18 protein-coding genes are annotated in these 18,188 nt (G+C 64.1%); 8 read left to right on the forward strand and 10 right to left on the reverse strand.

The annotated features are described in order from the left end of the window. Nucleotides 1-9 precede the first annotated feature (9 nt). Genes ABZ677_RS18710 through ABZ677_RS18720 form a run of 3 tightly spaced genes read right to left on the reverse strand, consistent with a single transcriptional unit; the run spans nucleotide 10 to nucleotide 3,284 of the window. Nucleotides 10-723, reverse strand: a complete 714-nt coding sequence (locus ABZ677_RS18710) for a cysteine hydrolase (RefSeq protein WP_094634452.1) — start codon at nucleotides 721-723, stop codon at nucleotides 10-12. Next, nucleotides 720-2,552, reverse strand: coding sequence for an allophanate hydrolase (gene atzF / locus ABZ677_RS18715; RefSeq protein ID WP_358371981.1), 1,833 nt, complete (start codon nucleotides 2,550-2,552; stop codon nucleotides 720-722). The genes ABZ677_RS18710 and atzF overlap by 4 nt, the downstream gene beginning before the upstream one ends. Nucleotides 2,553-2,609: 57 nt before the next feature. Further along, nucleotides 2,610-3,284, reverse strand: a complete 675-nt coding sequence (locus ABZ677_RS18720) for a GntR family transcriptional regulator (RefSeq protein WP_094742164.1) — start codon at nucleotides 3,282-3,284, stop codon at nucleotides 2,610-2,612. Between the two features lie 105 nt (nucleotides 3,285-3,389). Between ABZ677_RS18720 and ABZ677_RS18725 the strand changes: the two genes are divergently transcribed. Beyond that, complete coding sequence (locus ABZ677_RS18725) at nucleotides 3,390-3,686, forward strand: DUF503 domain-containing protein (protein ID WP_037189233.1); 297 nt, start codon at nucleotides 3,390-3,392, stop codon at nucleotides 3,684-3,686. A 16-nt stretch (nucleotides 3,687-3,702) separates the two neighbouring features. Here ABZ677_RS18725 and ABZ677_RS18730 read toward each other — a convergent pair whose 3' ends face one another. Next, nucleotides 3,703-4,266 carry a dihydrofolate reductase family protein gene (locus ABZ677_RS18730; protein WP_037189232.1) on the reverse strand — a complete coding sequence of 188 codons (564 nt, stop codon included), beginning with the start codon at nucleotides 4,264-4,266 and terminating at the stop codon, nucleotides 3,703-3,705. An 81-nt stretch (nucleotides 4,267-4,347) separates the two neighbouring features. On the opposite strand from ABZ677_RS18730, the gene ABZ677_RS18735 reads away from it, so the two are divergent. The 5 genes from ABZ677_RS18735 to ABZ677_RS18755 all read left to right on the forward strand — a co-directional run bounded on the left by ABZ677_RS18735 (nucleotide 4,348) and on the right by ABZ677_RS18755 (nucleotide 7,093). Next, entirely contained in the window at nucleotides 4,348-5,499 is a 1,152-nt protein-coding gene (locus ABZ677_RS18735; RefSeq protein WP_037189231.1) for an FAD-dependent oxidoreductase, read from the forward strand. Between the two features lie 19 nt (nucleotides 5,500-5,518). After that, nucleotides 5,519-5,809 carry a hypothetical protein gene (locus ABZ677_RS18740; protein ID WP_358371986.1) on the forward strand — a complete coding sequence of 97 codons (291 nt, stop codon included), beginning with the start codon at nucleotides 5,519-5,521 and terminating at the stop codon, nucleotides 5,807-5,809. Between the two features lie 50 nt (nucleotides 5,810-5,859). Beyond that, the gene (locus ABZ677_RS18745) at nucleotides 5,860-6,279 is read left to right on the forward strand and encodes a hypothetical protein (RefSeq protein ID WP_358371989.1); all 420 of its coding nucleotides are present in this window, start codon (nucleotides 5,860-5,862) and stop codon (nucleotides 6,277-6,279) included. Beyond that, a complete protein-coding gene (locus tag ABZ677_RS18750; RefSeq protein WP_358371992.1) occupies nucleotides 6,276-6,572 on the forward strand; it encodes a transcriptional regulator in 297 nt (98 codons plus the stop codon). The genes ABZ677_RS18745 and ABZ677_RS18750 overlap by 4 nt, the downstream gene beginning before the upstream one ends. Nucleotides 6,573-6,670: 98 nt before the next feature. Further along, nucleotides 6,671-7,093, forward strand: coding sequence for a VOC family protein (locus tag ABZ677_RS18755; protein WP_358372089.1), 423 nt, complete (start codon nucleotides 6,671-6,673; stop codon nucleotides 7,091-7,093). A 6-nt stretch (nucleotides 7,094-7,099) separates the two neighbouring features. Here the strand turns inward: ABZ677_RS18755 and ABZ677_RS18760 are convergent, their stop codons facing one another. The 4 genes from ABZ677_RS18760 to ABZ677_RS18775 form a co-directional block, all read right to left on the reverse strand. Next, entirely contained in the window at nucleotides 7,100-8,371 is a 1,272-nt protein-coding gene (locus ABZ677_RS18760) for an MFS transporter (RefSeq protein WP_358371995.1), read from the reverse strand. Between the two features lie 13 nt (nucleotides 8,372-8,384). Next, on the reverse strand, nucleotides 8,385-9,017 hold the full coding sequence (locus ABZ677_RS18765) for a GyrI-like domain-containing protein (RefSeq protein WP_358371998.1): 633 nt from the start codon (nucleotides 9,015-9,017) through the stop codon (nucleotides 8,385-8,387). 79 nt (nucleotides 9,018-9,096) lie between these two features. After that, nucleotides 9,097-10,617, reverse strand: coding sequence for an amidohydrolase (locus ABZ677_RS18770; protein WP_358372001.1), 1,521 nt, complete (start codon nucleotides 10,615-10,617; stop codon nucleotides 9,097-9,099). Nucleotides 10,618-10,657: 40 nt separating this feature from the next. Further along, complete coding sequence (locus ABZ677_RS18775) at nucleotides 10,658-12,115, reverse strand: cytosine permease (protein ID WP_358372004.1); 1,458 nt, start codon at nucleotides 12,113-12,115, stop codon at nucleotides 10,658-10,660. A gap of 128 nt (nucleotides 12,116-12,243) precedes the next feature. On the opposite strand from ABZ677_RS18775, the gene ABZ677_RS18780 reads away from it, so the two are divergent. Continuing rightward, entirely contained in the window at nucleotides 12,244-13,752 is a 1,509-nt protein-coding gene (locus ABZ677_RS18780) for a PucR family transcriptional regulator ligand-binding domain-containing protein (RefSeq protein ID WP_358372007.1), read from the forward strand. Between the two features lie 18 nt (nucleotides 13,753-13,770). Here the strand turns inward: ABZ677_RS18780 and ABZ677_RS18785 are convergent, their stop codons facing one another. Then, on the reverse strand, nucleotides 13,771-15,315 hold the full coding sequence (locus tag ABZ677_RS18785; protein WP_037189225.1) for an alanine/glycine:cation symporter family protein: 1,545 nt from the start codon (nucleotides 15,313-15,315) through the stop codon (nucleotides 13,771-13,773). Between the two features lie 92 nt (nucleotides 15,316-15,407). Beyond that, nucleotides 15,408-16,625, reverse strand: coding sequence for an EAL domain-containing protein (locus ABZ677_RS18790; RefSeq protein ID WP_358372010.1), 1,218 nt, complete (start codon nucleotides 16,623-16,625; stop codon nucleotides 15,408-15,410). A 186-nt stretch (nucleotides 16,626-16,811) separates the two neighbouring features. On the opposite strand from ABZ677_RS18790, the gene ABZ677_RS18795 reads away from it, so the two are divergent. Continuing rightward, nucleotides 16,812-18,182 carry a serine/threonine-protein kinase gene (locus ABZ677_RS18795; RefSeq protein ID WP_358372014.1) on the forward strand — a complete coding sequence of 457 codons (1,371 nt, stop codon included), beginning with the start codon at nucleotides 16,812-16,814 and terminating at the stop codon, nucleotides 18,180-18,182. The last annotated feature ends 6 nt before the right edge of the window (nucleotides 18,183-18,188 follow it).

Consider the following 18,188-nt stretch of genomic DNA (forward strand, 5'->3'; position numbering starts at 1 on the left):
TTCTCGGTCCTATCGACTCGCAGTAGAGGGGACGAACGCAACCAACGCGGCCACGACGTCCTCCGACGGCGCGGTCCAACCGAAAATCCCGCCTTGAGCCGAAATCATCTCGAGGCCCACTCGCTGGAACTCAGGAAAATACGAACCGACACAGTCAGTCACCACGAGGCACTCGTATCCTCGATCGTTGGCCTCCCGAACCGTGGTGTGCACACACACCTCGGTGGTCACACCGGTGACGAGCAGAGTCGTGATCCCGGCGCTCGTAAGAACCTCGGAGAGCTCGGTGGCGTAGAACGCCCCTTTGCCGGGCTTGTCGATGACAGTCTCGCCCTCGAGCGGTGCCAGCTCGTCGACGATATCGTGACCGTACTCACCGCGAACGAGGATGCGGCCGAACGCTCCTCGATCACCGATGCGCTGCGAGGGCGTCCCGCGGCGCAACTTCGCAGGCGGGCAGTCCGACAGGTCCGGGAGGTGCCCCTCCCTGGTGTGGATCACCGGTATCCCGGCTTCTCTTGCGACAGCGATGAGACCTGCGAGTGGTTCGATCACGGTCCGGAGCAGACCGACATCGTTGCCGAGGCTCTCACCGAACCCCCCGGGGAGCAGAAAGTCCCTCTGCATGTCGATGACGATCAGTGCCGTCGTTGCGGCATCGATGGTGAACTCGGATGGTGACGCCGACGGTATCGACGTTACCGGTGTGGGTGCTGAGGTCATGAGATCTCCTGTGCTGCAATGGAATTTTCGTGAGCAGAACTGATCGCCCGGGAATATGCCCGCCAGCCACCGAACTCGCTGATGTCGTCGACGGTGTGCCTGTCCGCGCCGGTCTGCACAGTGGCGTCGCAGACGTAGCCGAGAACGTCGGAACCGTCGGCCAGCAGTACTCGTCCCAGAGCGAGTACCGCCGGCATTCTGCCCGCGAGTACCGCAAGAGAAGTGGCGGGCAGACGCCACCTCTCCACGTCGATTGCGCTGCCGCCGAATGGAACTCGCAGCAGTCCGGGTGTCGGATCGGCGGTTCCGATCCGAAGCAGGGTGTACGTCGCCGCGGTGGACGTGGCTTCGACCAGGGAGCCACCCAGCTCGAGCAGCTGCGGGTTGGCCCGCTCCCCCGACAGGTGGTGCCCGGCAACCACGATGTCGATGGTCTCGACTGTCGACCCTTCGGCCGCGGGAGGCGGTGAGTCGGCGCGCCCTTCCCCGAGCAACCGGGCCGCAACCGCGAGAATCGTATCGTCGGACAGCGCGGGCCCGATCACCATGAGACTGACCGGTCGACCGTCCTCGGTGAGCCCTACGGGAACCGCTACGGCCGTCAGGTCGAGAAGGTTCCCGAAGTGGGTGTAGTGACCGAGCTTCGTATTGCACGCGATGGGGTCTGCCAGCACCTCCGCCACGGTGAAGGTGGTGCCGATCGTCGGCACGATCATCACGTCCATCGACGTCCAGAGCTGCGCGACCCGGGCGCGGAGGTCTTGCAGCGTCTGCAGTGCACGGAAGGCATCGACGGCGCTGTACCGGCGCCCTCCCAGGAATATCTCGCGTACGACCGGAACGATGGAATCGGGTCGTTCGCTGAGGAATTCGTCGAACTCGACCAGCCGCTCGGCGACCCACGGCCCCTGGTACAACAGCGATCCGGCATCGAGAAACGGAGTGAGATCGACTGCTGTGGTTCGTAATCCACGCTCCGGAAGCGACCGGCGCGCGACCGAATGCGCATCGAACATGGCTGCGTCGCCGAAGAAGTCCAGCTGCTGCAGGTCCGGTAGTCCGACGGTGATCTCTCGCCCGTCGTACCGCCCTCCGCGCGGACGTGACCAACCGTCGGCCGGATCCTCGGTGCACATGACGTCGAACACGAGGTCGAGGTCCTCGATCGTGGTCGCCATCAGGGTGATGCAGTCCAGTGACTTGCACGCGGGGACGAGTCCGACGGTGCTGATCAGGCCGCGTGACGGCTTGTATCCGACGATGCCGTTGAGCGCGGCAGGCACTCGACCCGATCCTGCGGTGTCGGTGGCCACACAGAACGGCACCTGCCCGAGGGCAACTGCCAGTGCCGAACCGGAACTGGAGCCACCCGAGATCATGTCGCTGCCGTAGACGCTCCGCGGAATCGGGTGCGGTGTTCGGGTTCCGTTCAGTCCGGTCGCGAACTGGTCGAGGCTGGTCTTGCCGACGAAGATGGCTCCCGCGTTCACAAGCGCCTGCACTGCCGGGGCCGTCGAATCCGGCGTGTAGGCGTAGTCGGGGCAGGCAAGGGTGGTCGGGTATCCGGCCACGTCGATGCTGTCCTTGACTCCGAAGGGAATTCCGTACAGGGGTAGCGATACCGCGTCGGGTCGCGCTTCCAGAGCCGCTGCTGCCGCGAGCAATTCCGCGCGGCCCACGACGGTGATCCACGTACCGTCGTCGCCGCGTGCAGCCACGGCGGTCGAGAACGCCTCCACCGTTGCAGTGGGAGTCGACGCGCCGGTTCGGTACGCCGCGAGCATCTCGGTAACGGTCGGGCCGAGCGCTGGTCCGGGGTCTGAATTCATACCGTCGATTGTCGACAGTTTTCTGTTACTGCAGGTTGTTGCCGTGTTTCGAGTCTGTTAGGAAATACTCTCGAGATGGAGGTAGGTCAGCTCGCCATGCTGCTTCAACGCGGCGAGCGCCACCGATACGTCGTTCGATTCGATGGCGTCGAGCAACCACTCGTGACGCCGGATCCCGTCGACCGGATTGGCGACTCGGGCTTCTTCCCTGAGATTGCGGGCCATCGGTAGCTGCAACTTCAGCAGGATCGGTGCGTACGCCACATCGAGTTGCCGACTGCCTGCCAACGCCACGATGGCTTCGTGGAAACGTCGGTGGGCGTCGTCCTTCTCGAGGGTGTCGCCCCGCGCATCCGCGTCACGCATCTCGTCGAGCGCCGTTCGTACCGGAGCGAACGCATCGCCGCGAGACGACGCTAGCGGGAGCGCACGTTCGAGCGCATGTCGTTCGAGAACCTGACGCAGCTCGAAGAGTTCGAGAATGTCCTCTGCCGACCACACCGTCACTCGGAACCCGCGACGTGGGAGATGCTCGACCAGACCCTGCTGAGCCAACAGGCGCAACGCCTCACGTACCGGTGCTCGGCTGATCCCGAGGCGCGCGCACAGGGTTTCCTCGACCACTCGGGATCCGGGCTCGAGCGCACCGCTGAGAACCTCGGATCGGACCTGGCGAGTCGCCATTTCGACAAGGCTCGGCGGCAAGGAGCCGTGTTCCGCCGGTGCAGCCATGACGCCAGTGTACGAACATGTTCGGCGAATGGTGCGCATCGGAAAACATCGCCGAGTCGAATCCAGAGCGCTCGGGTATCCCCCCAGCGTTAGAATGGTCGGCATATGTGGATTGGATGGATAGAATTCGACTTCCTTCTCGGAGATGTTCACTCACTCAAAGAGAAGCGCTCCGTGATCCGGCCGGCGATCTCCGAAATGCAACGCAAGTTCGCGGTGTCGGTCGCGGAGACCGATCATCGCGAGTTGCACAGACGAGCGGGTATCGGCGCGTCCGTCGTGGCAGGCGATCGCGACCACGTCACCGATGTTCTCGACCGCATCGAGCGCGTGGCGGCCTCACGTCCCGAGCTGCAACTCGTCTCCGTCCGACGGCGCACCATCCGAAGCGACGACGTCTGAGGCCTGCCCCGCCGGCTCATCGACGTACGTCGAACACCTGCTTCTGAATTCCGTTGCCGTAGACCTCGTGTTCGACCAGTTCGAGATGCGTGGTGTCCTTGTCGGCCTCACTGAACAGTCGTTTTCCCGCCCCGAGCAGGAGCGGAAAGACGAGCAGGTGGTACCGATCGACGAGCCCGGCGTCGGCGAGACTTCTTCCCAGGGTGGCGCTGCCGTGTATCGAGATCGGCCCACCATCGGAGTTCCTGAGCTCGGCAACGTCGTCGACACCGCGCAGAATGGTTGCCGGCCACCGTGAGTCGTCCTGTTCGAGCGTCGACGACACCACGTACCTCGGCATCGCGTTGTACCCGGCGAAATCGTCCATGGTGGGCCAGATCGGCGCAAATGCCTCGTACGAGGTGCGGCCCAACAGCAGCGCAGTGGCTTCTTCCTGCTCACGGCCCTTGATCTCGTACGCTGCCGGGTCGAATTCGATGCCCTGGAACGTCCACCCGGAGTTGCGATAGCCCACCTCGCCGCCCGGTCCTTCCATCACGCCGTCGAGTGAAACGAACGCGGTCACGATCACAGTGCGCATGGACGGTCCTTACCGGTGCTGGGATGCGGGTGCCGGAATCGTAAACCATCCGCCTGCCGAATCCGCCGATACCATCGACCGATGATTGCCAGTGACAGCTCCCGCCCGGCGTGGGACGACGACCCGGTCGTGTCCGGCTGGGCGGGGTTACCCGCACTGGAGCGTGAGAGCACCGCGGACGTCTGCGTCGTCGGCCTCGGAGGGTCGGGTCTGGCCGCTGTCGCCGACCTCGTCGACCGTGGTCTCGATGTGGTCGGAATCGACGCAGGGCGTATCGCTGCCGGAGCCGCGGGTCGGAACGGTGGCTTCCTGCTCGGCGGTCCTGCGACCTTTCTGCACACTGCGCTCGCAGCATGGGGTCCGTGCGCCGTGGATCTGTATCGAGCGACTCTGGCCGAGATCGACTCTCTGGAAGGTCTTCTCGGATCCGAGGTCGTCCGCCGCACCGGATCCATCAGGCTCGCGGGAGTTCCCGGTGCGCCGATCGAGCACGCCGATTCGGAGGATTGCGACGCGCTGGCACAGTGCTTGCGCGAGAACGAGATTGCCGTCGAGCACTATTCGGGCGAGTTGGGGCGCGGCATCTTCCTACCGGACGACGCGGCGATGAATCCTGCACGTCGCGCAATCGGGCTGGCGTCGATCCTCGCGGGCCGCGCCAGGCTGTACGAGCACACGCCCGCAACCACCATCGGGCCAGGAACGGTCACGACGCCGAGTGGGGTGGTTCGGTGCGGCCTGGTTCTCGTTGCCGTCGACGGTCGCCTCGAACAGGTACTCCCCCAGCTCGACGGCCGGGTTCGGACCGCACGTCTGCAGATGCTCGCCACCTCGCCCGTCCCGCCGGGACGACTGCCGTGCCCCGTGTACGGACGATGGGGCTACGACTACGCGCAGCAGGATGCGTCCGGACGGCTGTACGTCGGGGGCGGTCGTGACCTCTTCGCCGAGGACGAGTGGACACCGTCCGGTGAACCGACAGCTCAGGTGCAGAACTACATCGAATCTGTTGCGACATCGTTTGCAGGAGAACCTGTCTCGGTTCGTGCGCGATGGGCAGCATCCGTCGGGTTCACCGCGGATGGGCGCCCGCTGTGCACATTCGTCGACGACACCGTGATCGCATTCGGCGGCTACAACGGGACAGGCAATCTGGTCGGACCGGTCGCCGCTCGTGCCGCGGTGGCGCTCGGACTCGACGGAATTGCAGTGCCGCAGTATCTGAGCAGCTGACACATGGCAGTGTGGACCCATGGCCGAAGAACCGGAACGCACCGAGGACGGTCACTACATCGTCATCAAGGGTCGGCGTTGGCGCGCAACGGATCCTGACATCCCGGAGGATCGCAATGCCGAATTGCGGTCGATTCTGATGGCGTGGCGCAGGGAGGTCAAACGCACGTCGGGCGCACCGGAATCTCGTGCAGGTGTGCAGGCCACCAAAGTCGCCCTCGGCGAGCGAGGAACACCGTGGTGGGAGCAGTCCGACGACGAACGACGGGCCCGATGGGAATCGGACATATCGCGGCCTGCCGACTCCTGACCCTCGCCGGATTGTTGCCATGGTGGAAACTATCCAATACAGTTTCCATCATGGAAAGCATCGGAAGACCCACACCTGCCGAAGCACGAACAGCTCTCGACGACATCGACCGCGTCCAGCGCGCGGTACGAGACACTCCGTGGCCGGTGTGGCTGTATCCGATCAACGCCGCGCTGCTCGCACTGTTCGCACTGACCGCCCTGCTCGACAGCCGGGCCGCCTTCCTGGGGATCGCCGCGGTGATCGTCGCGGTCAACGTCATCACCGGATATCGGATGGGGACGCCGTGGGCCCTACCTACCAACCGAGGCTTCCTCACCTGCGTGGCGCTCTCGGCGCTCTGCGTCGCACTGGCACAGGCTGTCGGCAATCCGAGCGGACCTGCCTGGCCGGTGGTTCTGCTCGCGGCCGCGGCCGCGGCGATCTTCTCGACCGGATCGATCCTGCACTACCGCAGTACACGCCGATGACGGACGACCTCGACCCGATCATTCATCCGGCACATCGGCTACGGATCTGCGCTCTACTGGTTGCGGCGACCACTCTCGAACTCTCGATCATCAAGGAACACAGCGGGTTGAGCGCGTCCGCGCTCAGCAAACAGGTCGCCGCTCTGGTCGATGCGGGATACGTCGAGCAGCAGCGATCACGCACGGACTCGCGTCGACTGTGGTTGTCGTTGACCAAGGACGGTAGATCGGCGTATCGACGTCATGTGGCTGCACTGCGCACCATCCTGGCCGACACCGACGCCTCCATCTGATCGTCTGCGGTGACTTTCCCTCGTGGTGCGTGTCTACTGTTTCGACGGATGACGTCGACGTAGTTCAGCCCGCTCGTTCAGCGAAGAAGGAGACTTCGATCATGTCCATTCTCAATCCATACCTGTCGTTCCGAGACAATGCCCGCGAGGCGATGGAGTTCTATCGGTCGGTCTTCGGTGGCGAGCTCACCGTCACCACGCTCGGCGAGGCCAATGCCAGCGAGGATCCCGCCGATCAGGACAAGATCATGCACGGCCAGCTGACCACCCCGAACAGCTTCACTCTGATGGGAGCCGACACGCCGTCGTCGATGGAGCACACCCCCGGCAACACCATGAGCGTCTCGCTCAGCGGCGACGAGGAGGACGAACTGACTGGCTACTGGAACAAGTTGGCCGTCGACGCGCAGTTCACGATGGGCCTGGAGAAGGCTCCGTGGGGTGACGCGTTCGGTATGTTGACCGACAAGTTCGGTGTGCAGTGGATGGTCAACATCGCAGGCTCGAGCACTGGGAGCTGACCGCCTCTACACGACGACGGTTTTCGGCGGGATCACCTGCCGGAGACCTTCGGGCCCCCAGCCCCGGTCGAGTGCCACCAGCAACAACGCGCAGCCGAGACCGGACAGGACGAGTGCTGAACCGAACATCGCCGTGTATCCGAACAGGTCTCCGACCACACCGGCGGCAATTCCGGCCACTCCCTGCGCGAAGACGATCGCGCACGCCATCAGTGTGTAATCGCTTCCTGCGAAACGCTTCTCGGACGCGTCCATCATCAGCGCGAACACCGCAACGGTGGCCGCACCACCGAGCACGTGTTCGGTGATGTTGGCGGTGACGAGAAGAGGAAAGCCGCCGACGCCCAGGGACGCAACGACATACAGCGCGAGGCTCAGCGTTTGGCTCACTCCGCCCACCAGCAGCGCCCGACGACGTCCGTGCCGAAACGCCAACCATCCCCCGAGGGCTGCTCCCCCGACCGCAGCCACCGACGACAGTCCGCCCTCGACCAGCGCAATCTGGGGCAGCGACAGTCCGCTGTCCGACAGAAACGGACCCACGAGTGCCGATCCCATCGAGTTGCCGAACTTGAACCCGATGATCAGCAGAATGAATGCCACCATTCCGGGTCTGCGAAGCCGCGACCACCACGCGCCGGCGAGCCGCCCCGGCGTCGGACGCTCGGCGTGTGGATCGGAGTCCCCGTCGGCCGCGTCGAGTTGTCTGCGCATCCACCACACGGGGATCGTCGTCAGCACGATCAGCAGTGCCATCGCAACGAACAGCACCCGCCATCCGGCGAAGGTGAACAGCCACAACAGTAGTCCGCCACCGCACACCATCCCGATGCGGTAAGCACCGACCTGCAGACCGTTGCCCAACCCGCGCTGCGCCACCGTGAGCGTACGCACTGCGATGCCGTCGGTCGCGATGTCCTGCGTCGCCGAGAGAGCATTCATGACGAAGATGCCGACGAACAGCCAGCGCAATGTCGAGGACAGATCGAGGAACGACAACGCCAGTGCCACCGCCGCGGCCGAGCACTGCAGCGACAGCAGCCACCGCCGCCGGGATCCGTACCGATCGACATACGGCGCCCAGAGAAACTTGAGCGCCCACGGCAGGAACAGCACACCGGTCGCGCTGATCTTCACCAAGGAGAACCCCGACTCCCGCAGTACCACCGGAAGGGCCTGGGTGAAGAATCCGAACGGCAGTCCCTGTGCGAAGTAGAGCGCACCCAGGAGAGTGAGGGTCCCGGCGGTGAACGACGCCGGGCGCACCGCGTTGGTCATGCCGGTCATCGTGTCAGAGCGAGGCCGATTCCGCCGAATGCGCTACCGGCTGGCGAAGAATGGTGCGCAGCTTCGCGGGTTCGACCCGGCGCGCATCGCTCAGGTAGATCTCGTGATGTTTGCCCGTCATCGTCAATCCAGATTCGGGGATGTATCGACGATGGAGCTCCTCGAGTACCGGCGTCTCGTCGTCGTAGGACCCGATGTGCAGCGTCTGCACGCACAGTCCCTCGTCGAGAGTTTCCAACCGAACCCTGCTCGACGCATCCGAGTTGCTCTTCGAGGCGGCGGTCGCCACCGCCGCCTCGAACATCGGACGGTCGATCCAGTCGGGCACCATGATCATGGTGGTCCAGTTCCACTCGCTCTTGTCCCTCTCGGTGGTGAACGAGTTCATGTCCTCGGCCCACCACAGAGCCTCGAGCGGCGGGACGACGTAATCGCGGTCGAGGGTGTTCTTGCTGGCGAACTTCAGCGCGTAGGCGACGGGGTAGATCGCGGCGATCGCTTCCGCATACTGCGGGGCGGTGTTCGGGTCGCCGTGCCCGTCGATCATCAGGTAGGTCAGCGGCGGAACGACAAGGGTGCGAAAGGTGTTGTGCCGCGCCGAATATGCGTCGAGCGTCTTCTTGAAATCGATCTTCATGACACCCGTTCCCATTCGATCGTGGATTTCAACGTACCGAACGTTGCGCGCCCTCCGGCACGGTCCCTGAGACGACCGTTCAGACGAGCCACGTGCGTTCGTCGTCGCTGAATCGGTTGACGGTGCCGCGGGTCGCAATCGCCCTGTCGTACATGGTCGCCAGCGCGTCCAGCAGGGGCTTGTTCAGCGAATCGAGTGCATTCTGGCGTGCCACGATCTCGTCGAGGCGCTCGGAGAGTTCGGCCAGCACCGCCGAACGGTCGACCGTGGTGACGCGTCCGCCCTCTACGACGATCCGGCCTGCCACGATCACGATATCGATCGAGGAGCCGTTCTCGGAGTACACCAGTTGCCGGTCGAGCTTCTGCCGAGGCGTGAAAGCCATGGTGTCGAGATCGAAGATCACCAGGTCGGCCTGCATCCCCACCTCCACCGTGCCCACAGTGTCTTGAAGGAGCGCACTGCGGGCCCCGCCGACGGTGCCTGCGTGCAGTACCTCGTCCACCGTCGGCCAGGTGGTGAAGTCCGGGTTGGTCACCTTGTGCAGCAGCGCAGCAGCTTTCACGACGTCGAGCATCCGGGGGGAATCACTGCTCGAGCATCCGTCGGTTCCCAATCCGAGGTTCACGCCTGCGGTACGCAGGGCGTGCCACGGAGCGATTCCCGATCCGAGCTTGAGATTCGAGATCGGATTGTGCGAAATAGACGTGCTCGCCGAGGCGATCATCGACATATCGTCTTCGGTCAGCCAAATGCCATGCGCCAGGGTGGTATTGGGTGACAGCGCGCCGATCCGATCCATGTATTCCACCAGCGACCCGCCGTACATCTCCGCTCCCGTGACCAACTGGGTCTTGGTCTCGAGGACGTGAATGTGGCATTCGGCGTCGAATTCGGTCGCCAACTGCGTGGCACCGACCAGGAGCTCCGCACCGCACCGTTGGGGTGCGGACGGCGCGACCATGTATCGCAGACGACCGTTGCCTCGACCGTGATACTGCTCGAATGCCTGCCTGCTGAAGGCGAGATACTCCCCCGTCGTGGGAACGGGATGTGACAGGATCTCGGCGGTGATCTGCTGCGGTAGGTGGTCGAGGACGAACGGCACGGTATCGACGAACGGTTTGCTGATCACATGGCCGGAAATGTTCGCTCGGATGCCGATCTCTTCGTAGGCGTCGAACACCGCCGACAGTTGCGCCCAATCCTGAGTCGGGTTTTCGAGGACGTCGTCGACGATCGTCGTCACGCCGGCTTCGAGGGACTCGATTGCGAACAACGTGCTGCGCAGACGAACCAGATCGGGTTCGACGCGACTGTCGCCGAGGATCGGGTAGGCCATGGCCATCCACATCTCGAGGGGCATGTTGTCGTATCTGCCCTTGTAGAACGTCTCCCAGGAATGGGTATGTGCGTTGACGAAACCCGGTGTCACCAGCCTGTCGGTGCCGTCGATGATCGTATCGCCGTCGGTGGGTTCGAGATCACCGGCGACTGCAGTGACGACGTCGTTCTCGATTCGGATGCTACGGACGATCGGCTCGGAACCGGTGGACGCGTCCATGGTGATGACGTGCGCGTTCCTGATGAAGATTCCCATGTTTCCTTCCTTGACTGCGCGGTGCGATGACGGCGAGGAGCTATTCGACCGGCTGTGGTGTCGGAGCCTGCTCTTCGGGCTGCTGCTGACGAATCATCCACTGCCGATGCGACTTTCGTGCGAGAAGGTAGTAGGTGGCCGCCGCCGCACTACCGCCGACGAGCCACGAGATGTCGAGACCGCCGAGTGCCTGCGAACCGAACCCCTGCAATGCCGGGACCATACCGTTGAGGAACATCCAGGTGCCGAAAATTCCCACTGCGAACGCCGCGAGTGCACGCCAGTTGACGTCCTGCATCCTCGTCGAGCCCACGTCGTCGAACAGATGGCCGTAACGGGTGCTGGCGCGCTCGAAGACGTAGTAGTGCACCAGCATGATCGCGCCCCACGTCGCCACCCAGCCCACCACACCCACGAGCCAGGCGTCGAGGGTCTGCGCCGCATCTTCCTGGAAAACGAAGAACACGCTCGCGGCCAGTGCGAGAACGCCGACGACAAGGTTCAAAGTGCGCCGACTCAACTTGATGTCGAGGGCCTGCGCCGTCACACCGAAGCTGTAGACGTTGAGAACGTTCGTGGCGATGGGGCCGTGCAGAACCAACAGCAGCACCGGTATGGCGAGCGCACCGAAGTTCTCGACGATGAGCTTGCCCGGATCGATGGAGCCGTTGGTGGTCGCCAACGTCGCTCCGAGCACACCGAGCCACACGACGGGGATCAACTGTCCCAATGCACTGACCAGGTACAGCTTGCGTCGGGGAACACGCGTACTGACGAAGCGGGAGTAGTCGGCGGCGTAGGTCAGCCACGTCAGGCCCCAGCCGATTCCGATGGCCGTCATCACGGCCGACATGGCGACGATGCGCTCGGTGCCGGCCAAGGCGACGCCGTCCGGACCGGAGTAACTCCAGTCGATGTCGAGGTGGAACCAGGCCACGATCGACATCAAGACCAGCACCACGACGGTGGGCGGCACCGTCCAGCGCTCGAACGCCGCGATCGCCCGGTATCCGACCATGGAGATACCGACCTGGACCGCCATGATGGCTGTGGCCACCGCTACCTTCCATCCGACGTTCGCGGCATCCGGGTCGACCCAGCCGAGTTCGCCGAACAGAGCCATCACCAGGTCGAGGACGATCCATGTGTTCACCGCGCACCAGCCGACGACCACCACGGCCTGGACGGCGGAGGGGACATAGTTGCCTCGACGGCCGAAGACCGACCGGCCCAACAGCATTCCGGTCGTTCCCGTTCGTTGCCCGAGCAGAACGAAGAATCCGAAGATCGCCATTCCGATGACGTTTCCGAGGACGAGCACTGTCAGCGTATCGGCCAGGCCGAGGCCCATGCTGATGCCGAGCGCGCCGAGCACCCAGTTGATCGGTGCGATGTTCGCACCCGCCCATATCCAGAACTGACCGGACAGCACGGTGGTTCTCTGGCTCTCGGGAATCGGTTGCAGCGAATCCTCGACGTCGTGGGAATGTGTGGTCACCGTGAGCTCCTCGGGATGCGGTCGACCGGCGGTTCGGTCGGCCTGGTGAGAAGCCTCGTGCCCGTGTGTTTCCCGAACCCTTACGTAATGTAAGCCACTCGTAACAGCGGGTGGACAAAATGTCACGTATGAATGTGCTCGACGCCTTCGACGACGTCTATCTGTCCGCGGCGCGACCCGAACTCGTCGCGGGAAGGCGTTCGTCGACGCGATCTCTGCGGTGGGTTCACGCCAGCGAGCAACTCGACATCGCACCGCTCTTGCGCGGCGGGGAGCTGATTCTGATGGAGGGTGTGTACTTCGGCACCTGTTCCGACGCCGATCTGGTGACGTACCTCGACTCGATCGATGCCGCGGGAGTCGTCGGAATCGCGGTGGAGACGGGGGGAACGCTCGACGTCATTCCGCCGCTACTGGTCGAGCATGCCGAGCGGATCGGCTTTCCCGTGGTGCATCTCCGACGGCGGGTGCCGTTCGTACAGGTATGCGAGAGCATCAACAGCCAGCTTGCCGACTCGGCTCTGCGTCGGCTGCAGATGGCAAACCGGATGTCTCGGTTGCTGTCGGCGTCGATCGAAACGGACGGAGCGGTGGACGCCGTTCTCGATGTGCTCGGCGTCGAGACTCGGTCGTCGGTGACGCTGCGTTCTGCGTCGGGAGATCTGATCGGGCAATCCGGACTCGTCACCGAGCCATCGGATTTCACCACGTTCGAGGTACCCGTCACCAGTGGCGGTCGGGACGTCGCGGTGTTGACCGTGACTCCGGGCCCCGATGCGGACATCTACTCGATCAACGCCGGATTGGAGAGAGCTCCGGAAATCCTGTCGATCGCGTTGCTCAGCGCGCGCCCGGCCAGGGTGGAGGACCGACTGCGTACCCGCTTCTTCTCTCTGTTGTCGGCGATGAATTACCCTGCCTCCGATGTCACCGACCATCTCGACGGCGTCGCCGAGCGTATGGGTATGCCCGAACACGACGCCTACCTGACCGTGTCCGTCGAATTCGACGACGACCCGGAAGCGGGCACGTTGCAGCGCTTGTTGAGTTCGGTGTCACCGAACATCTGGTGTCAGAAGATCGGCGACCGACACGTCGCGGTTCTCGGTTTCGCCGGCCACGAGATGCTCGACGCCCAACGGCCGGTTGTGCTGTCGATGTTGCAGGCGACGCAGGTGCGTATCAGGCGAGCAGGTGTCGGTCCTGGAACCTCCGACCGCCACGGTCTGCGTCGGTGTTTCAGCACGGCCACAGCAGTGCTCGCGCTGGACCTCGGCCCTGACGACCGCATCCGCGATGCGCGCAATTTCGCGCTTGCCCTTCTGGTGGAGTCGATGTCGGGGGAATCCACTGTCGAGAAGTTCGTCCACGAGCAGATAGGACCACTGCTCGCTCACGATCGAGAGCGGCACGGAGAGTTGTTCGCGACCCTGCTGGCGTACATCACCCATTGGGGTAGCAAGACCGAGACCGCGAAGAGCCTTCGGATACAGAGACAGACGCTCTACCAACGGCTCGACAGGCTCTTCGACGTTCTCGGTCCACTGCCGGCAGGCTCCCCTCGATTCCCGGGGATCGCCACTGCGGTGTTTCTCGAACAGGCCCGCCGCCAAGGCAGTACCGGCCCTGGCGGCTGACCCGTCGACCGATCCTTCTCACACCTCGGCGTCGACCTTGTCCGTCTCGCCTCGGCGCATGGCCAGGTACTCGGAGAGTTCGCGCTTGACCACAGGCAACAGCAGGTACAGGCCCGTGATGTTGACCAGCGCCAGCAGGAACAGGGTCGCGTCGGCGAAATCGAGCACTGAGCCGAGCGAGAGCACGGTTCCGATGACGGTGAACATGCAGAACATCACGTTGAAGAAGGTGCGCGAGAAGCGGCTGCGTCCGAACAACGACGTCCACGCCTGCAGTCCGTAGTAGGCCCAGGTGATGGCAGTGGACAGTGCGAACAGAGCCACCGCAAGAGTCAGCACGTACGGGAACCACGGCAGCACGGTCTCGAAGGCGTCGGAGGTGAGGGTGACACCTCCGGCGGGTAGCTCGCCGGTCTCGGCGACGATCGCGCGCTGGTCCTGCCAGGTGACGGTATTGGCGATCACGATGGTCAGCGCGGTCGCGGTGCAGATGACGACCGTGTCGATGAATGGCTCGAGCATGGCCACGAAGCCCTCGGTGACCGGATGCCTGGTCTTGACGGCCGAGTGCGCGATGGCCGCGGAACCCAATCCGGCCTCGTTCGAGAATGCGGCGCGCTGGAATCCGATGATCATGACGCCGAGGACGCCGCCGGCCACGCCCTCGGGCGAGAACGCGCCCTCGAAGATCGCGGTGAACGCCGTGGGGACCGAACGGAAGTTGACGGCGATGACGACGCCGCACGCGACGATGTAGATCAGCGCCATGGTCGGCACGAGCTTGGCGGTCACCGCCGAGATCGATTTCATGCCGCCGATGATGACCAGTCCGATGATCAGCGCGACGACGATACCGAACACTGCCTTGGCTCCGTCGGAAGCGAGGAACCCATCGTCACCGCCGGTGACCGAACGGACCTGTGCGTACGTCTGATTGGCCTGGAACATGTTGCCGCCGCTGATGGCGAAGAACGTGATGACGATGGCGTAGAAGACGGCCATGACCTTGCCGACCTTGGCGAGTCCCCGCTCTGCGAGACCCTTGGTCAGGTATTTCATGGGTCCGCCGGAGACGGTGCCGTCCTCGTTGATGTCTCGGTACTTCACGCCGAGCGTGCACTCGACGAACTTCGATGCCATGCCCAGCAAGCCGGCGAGGATCATCCAGAGTGTGGCACCGGGTCCACCGAGTGTCACGGCGACGGCGACACCGGCGATGTTGCCGAGCCCGACGGTTCCGGACACCGCGGCAGTGAGAGCTCTGAAGTGGCTGACTTCACCGGGCGCGTCCGCCTCGTCCTCCTTGCCGCTGACGAGAATCAACGCTCTCTTGATTCCGCGGACCTGGATGAACTTGAACGCCACCGTGAAGACGACGGCACCGACGATGAGCCAGAGGACGATCAGCGGAACGGCGGCTCCACCGATATTCACGGTGAAGAAGACGACATTCGACACGGCAGCGGAGATCGGATCGAAGGCATTGTTGATCGCCGTCTCGATAGAGCTGATCGTGCCTCCGTCCGCGGCCAGTACATCGGTTGCGAGGGGGTGAGAGCTCATGGCTTCGAGTGAACAGCACGTGGACGGCAGAGGACGTGATTTACCGAATTTCTAGCAACAATTTACTTGATCTTGACCGAGAGCCGGTGGGTTCACACCGCAGATCGGGCGGGTATTCGCCTCAAAAGCACTGTTGCAGCATCCAGTACGACATGTCGGTCGTAGGTAAGGCGGTAGTCGTACATCGGGGTACCGTCCTCGGCCGTTTCTCGCTCCACGGCAATGAGCGCCACGCTCGACATCGGAGCCACGATCACGATCGAACGTTCCAGCGCCAACGGCTCGTCCGCGCCCACGGCCACGGTCCGGAAGCCGGAGGCAGGCGGCGCGGCGTGCGAATCGAAGACAGCCGTCAGCGCAGTACGTGCGGCAAGGTCGTCGAAGATCGCACGCCGCGCAGGCGTAAGGCCGGTGGACGCGCTCACTGTCGCCAGTACGACGGTCGAGGAACCGGTGCCGTACGCACTGTGCAACAAGCTGTTCTCGATGGCGTCGAGCAACGTCGAATCCGCTTGTCTGCGGGCACCGAGTGAGTGGGTGAGCCCGTACGGAGTGACTGCAACGGGGGCACGCACGGTCACCGTTCCATCCAGATCGAGCGAACGGGCCGGCTCGAGCACCTCACCGAAATCCGGGAGAGCGTCCGGTGCGCCGTAGAGGTATCCCTGCCCCAGAACCGCGCCCATGGCTCGTGCAGAACTCTCGTGGCGCTCGGTTTCGATCCCTTCGGCCAGAACCAGGGCACCGGTCCGTTCGGCCTCGGAGGCAACGGCAGCAACGATGGCGGCGGTCTCGCGGCTCGAACGCCCCTGCACGAGAGCCATGTCCAGCTTGATCACGTCGGGACGCAGCAGTGGAATCAGCGCCAGGCTGGACGAATCTGCCCCCACATCGTCGACCGCGACTCGCCACCCCAGGTTTCGAGCGTGCTCGGCCGCTCGCAGCAGACCTGCCGGATCACCCATCAGGTCTCGTTCGGTGATCTCGACGATGATGGACAGCCGCGACGCGTCCGCGAGCATCGGTAGGCAGTCCCGAGGAGGCGGTGCATCGAGGGCGACGGGTTCGGCATTGACGAACAGTGCGAGCCGGTCGGGATAGCCGGACTCGACGGCACCGCGCAGCGCGCTGAGTCGGCACCGCCAATCGAAATCTGCAGCGACGCCTTGTGCACGTGCCACGCCCAACAGTTCCGGTGGCGGAATCGGCGGACCGTCTCCGCAGGTCCGCACCAACGCTTCGAACCCCACGACGGCGCGTCCGTCCAGTTTGACGATCGGCTGGTAGACCGACGTGATATCGATCGACATCGGCGAATTCTCGGCACTCGTCGTACGTCGACGCATGGGTGGAACCTCCCTCGATACCGATCGATAGGTCCCCACCCGCGGCATCATCATGCCCGACCGCACCGTGATGTCGTTACGCGACTGCGGTCTGTGCGTCGATCGACTGGCTATAAGGTGCTCGAAGGACTCGACGAACGGCGGTGACCGATGGTGGGAGCGGACTCTCGCGCTCGTGCCCCTCTCGACAACCTCTTCGCGGGACGATACCGACTGGGCACCGTATTGGGACGCGGCGCGATGGCCGACGTCGTGCACGCCCACGACCACGTTCTCGGCCGATCCGTAGCGGTGAAGATATTCCGCCACGACGAGCCGCCGGACACTGCCCAGCGCATCGATGCAGAAATTCGGACTCTCGCGTCGCTGTCGCACCCGGGTCTGGTGACGCTGTACGACGCGGGCACTGCACTCGATGCCAGCGGGGTGCCGGTGCCGTACCTGGTGATGGAGCTGATCGACGGTCCTACTCTGAGTGCGTATCGCCAGGGCCGAGCGATGGACGGCTCCCACGTCGCGCGGATCGGGTTCGAGCTGGCGGAGGCTCTCGCCTACATCCACGATCAGGGTGTGGTGCATCGCGACATCAAACCGGCCAACATCCTCGTTGCGCAGTCTCCGGACGTCGGCGTGGGACAGTGCGCCAAACTTGCCGATTTCGGCATCGCCCGCATCCTCGATTCCGAACGACTCACCGAGCACGGCACCACAGTCGGTACTGCGCACGGTACTGCGCACTACCTCAGCCCGGAGCAGGCGACGGGTACGTCCGTCGGTCCACCGACGGACGTCTACACGCTGGGGCTCGTTCTCATCGAGTGCCTCACCGGCACAATGGCATTCGAGGGAAGCGCCGTGGCAGCAGCGGTGGCGCGCCTACACCGCGATCCTGACGTCCCCGAGAGGCTCGGATCGGACTGGCACGCACTGTTGACGGACATGACGTCCAGACGCCCGGAGGATCGGCCGGCCGCAGCCGCCGTCGCCCACCGACTGCGCGGGCTCTCGCGCAGCACGACACCTCTTCCCCGCACTGCCGTGATACCCGCCGAACCCGCGAACATGGTTGCGACAACAGCAGTTCCAGCGTCGGCTGCAGCGAAATCTCCACACCGACGATGGATGATCCCGGCGGCAGCCGCGCTGTTCACTTCGCTGGGAGCGGCGATAGTCTGGGTCGCAGTCGGCACGAGTGATGAGCCGGAACCCAGCACGCCGTCGACACCGACTCCGACTCTCGTGGAGTCGACGACAGTGGTGCCCACGACCCTTGCACCCGATCCTGCACCTGCGACGTCGATTCCGGTCTTCTCGAATCCGCCCGAGCCAGCTCCCGTCCCCACGGCGAATCCGGCTCCGGTCGAGCCGGCTGCGCCGGCCCCGATACCTCTGGATGACGGCAACGGCAGCTCGGGCAACGGGAACTCCGGCAACGGGAACTCGGGAAACGGGAACAGTGGCAACGGGAACGGGAACGGGAACAGTGGGAACGGCAATGGCAACTCCGGCCGGGGGAACTGACCCCAC

The sequence above is a fragment of the Rhodococcus sp. NPDC006774 genome, assembly GCF_040636045.1.
Taxonomy (GTDB): Bacteria; Actinomycetota; Actinomycetes; order Mycobacteriales; family Mycobacteriaceae; genus Rhodococcoides.

What these genes read in the sequence shown, in the direction of transcription:
- ABZ677_RS18710 (WP_094634452.1), bottom strand. Translation starts at nt 723, where the DNA reads ATGACCTCAGCACCCACACCGGTAACGTCGATACCGTCGGCGTCACCA.
- atzF (WP_358371981.1), bottom strand. Translation starts at nt 2,552, where the DNA reads ATGAATTCAGACCCCGGACCAGCGCTCGGCCCGACCGTTACCGAGATG.
- ABZ677_RS18720 (WP_094742164.1), bottom strand. Translation starts at nt 3,284, where the DNA reads ATGGCTGCACCGGCGGAACACGGCTCCTTGCCGCCGAGCCTTGTCGAA.
- ABZ677_RS18725 (WP_037189233.1), top strand. Translation starts at nt 3,390, where the DNA reads ATGTGGATTGGATGGATAGAATTCGACTTCCTTCTCGGAGATGTTCAC.
- ABZ677_RS18730 (WP_037189232.1), bottom strand. Translation starts at nt 4,266, where the DNA reads ATGCGCACTGTGATCGTGACCGCGTTCGTTTCACTCGACGGCGTGATG.
- ABZ677_RS18735 (WP_037189231.1), top strand. Translation starts at nt 4,348, where the DNA reads ATGATTGCCAGTGACAGCTCCCGCCCGGCGTGGGACGACGACCCGGTC.
- ABZ677_RS18740 (WP_358371986.1), top strand. Translation starts at nt 5,519, where the DNA reads ATGGCCGAAGAACCGGAACGCACCGAGGACGGTCACTACATCGTCATC.
- ABZ677_RS18745 (WP_358371989.1), top strand. Translation starts at nt 5,860, where the DNA reads ATGGAAAGCATCGGAAGACCCACACCTGCCGAAGCACGAACAGCTCTC.
- ABZ677_RS18750 (WP_358371992.1), top strand. Translation starts at nt 6,276, where the DNA reads ATGACGGACGACCTCGACCCGATCATTCATCCGGCACATCGGCTACGG.
- ABZ677_RS18760 (WP_358371995.1), bottom strand. Translation starts at nt 8,371, where the DNA reads ATGACCAACGCGGTGCGCCCGGCGTCGTTCACCGCCGGGACCCTCACT.
- ABZ677_RS18765 (WP_358371998.1), bottom strand. Translation starts at nt 9,017, where the DNA reads ATGAAGATCGATTTCAAGAAGACGCTCGACGCATATTCGGCGCGGCAC.
- ABZ677_RS18770 (WP_358372001.1), bottom strand. Translation starts at nt 10,617, where the DNA reads ATGGGAATCTTCATCAGGAACGCGCACGTCATCACCATGGACGCGTCC.
- ABZ677_RS18780 (WP_358372007.1), top strand. Translation starts at nt 12,244, where the DNA reads ATGAATGTGCTCGACGCCTTCGACGACGTCTATCTGTCCGCGGCGCGA.
- ABZ677_RS18785 (WP_037189225.1), bottom strand. Translation starts at nt 15,315, where the DNA reads ATGAGCTCTCACCCCCTCGCAACCGATGTACTGGCCGCGGACGGAGGC.
- ABZ677_RS18790 (WP_358372010.1), bottom strand. Translation starts at nt 16,625, where the DNA reads ATGTCGATCGATATCACGTCGGTCTACCAGCCGATCGTCAAACTGGAC.
- ABZ677_RS18795 (WP_358372014.1), top strand. Translation starts at nt 16,812, where the DNA reads ATGGTGGGAGCGGACTCTCGCGCTCGTGCCCCTCTCGACAACCTCTTC.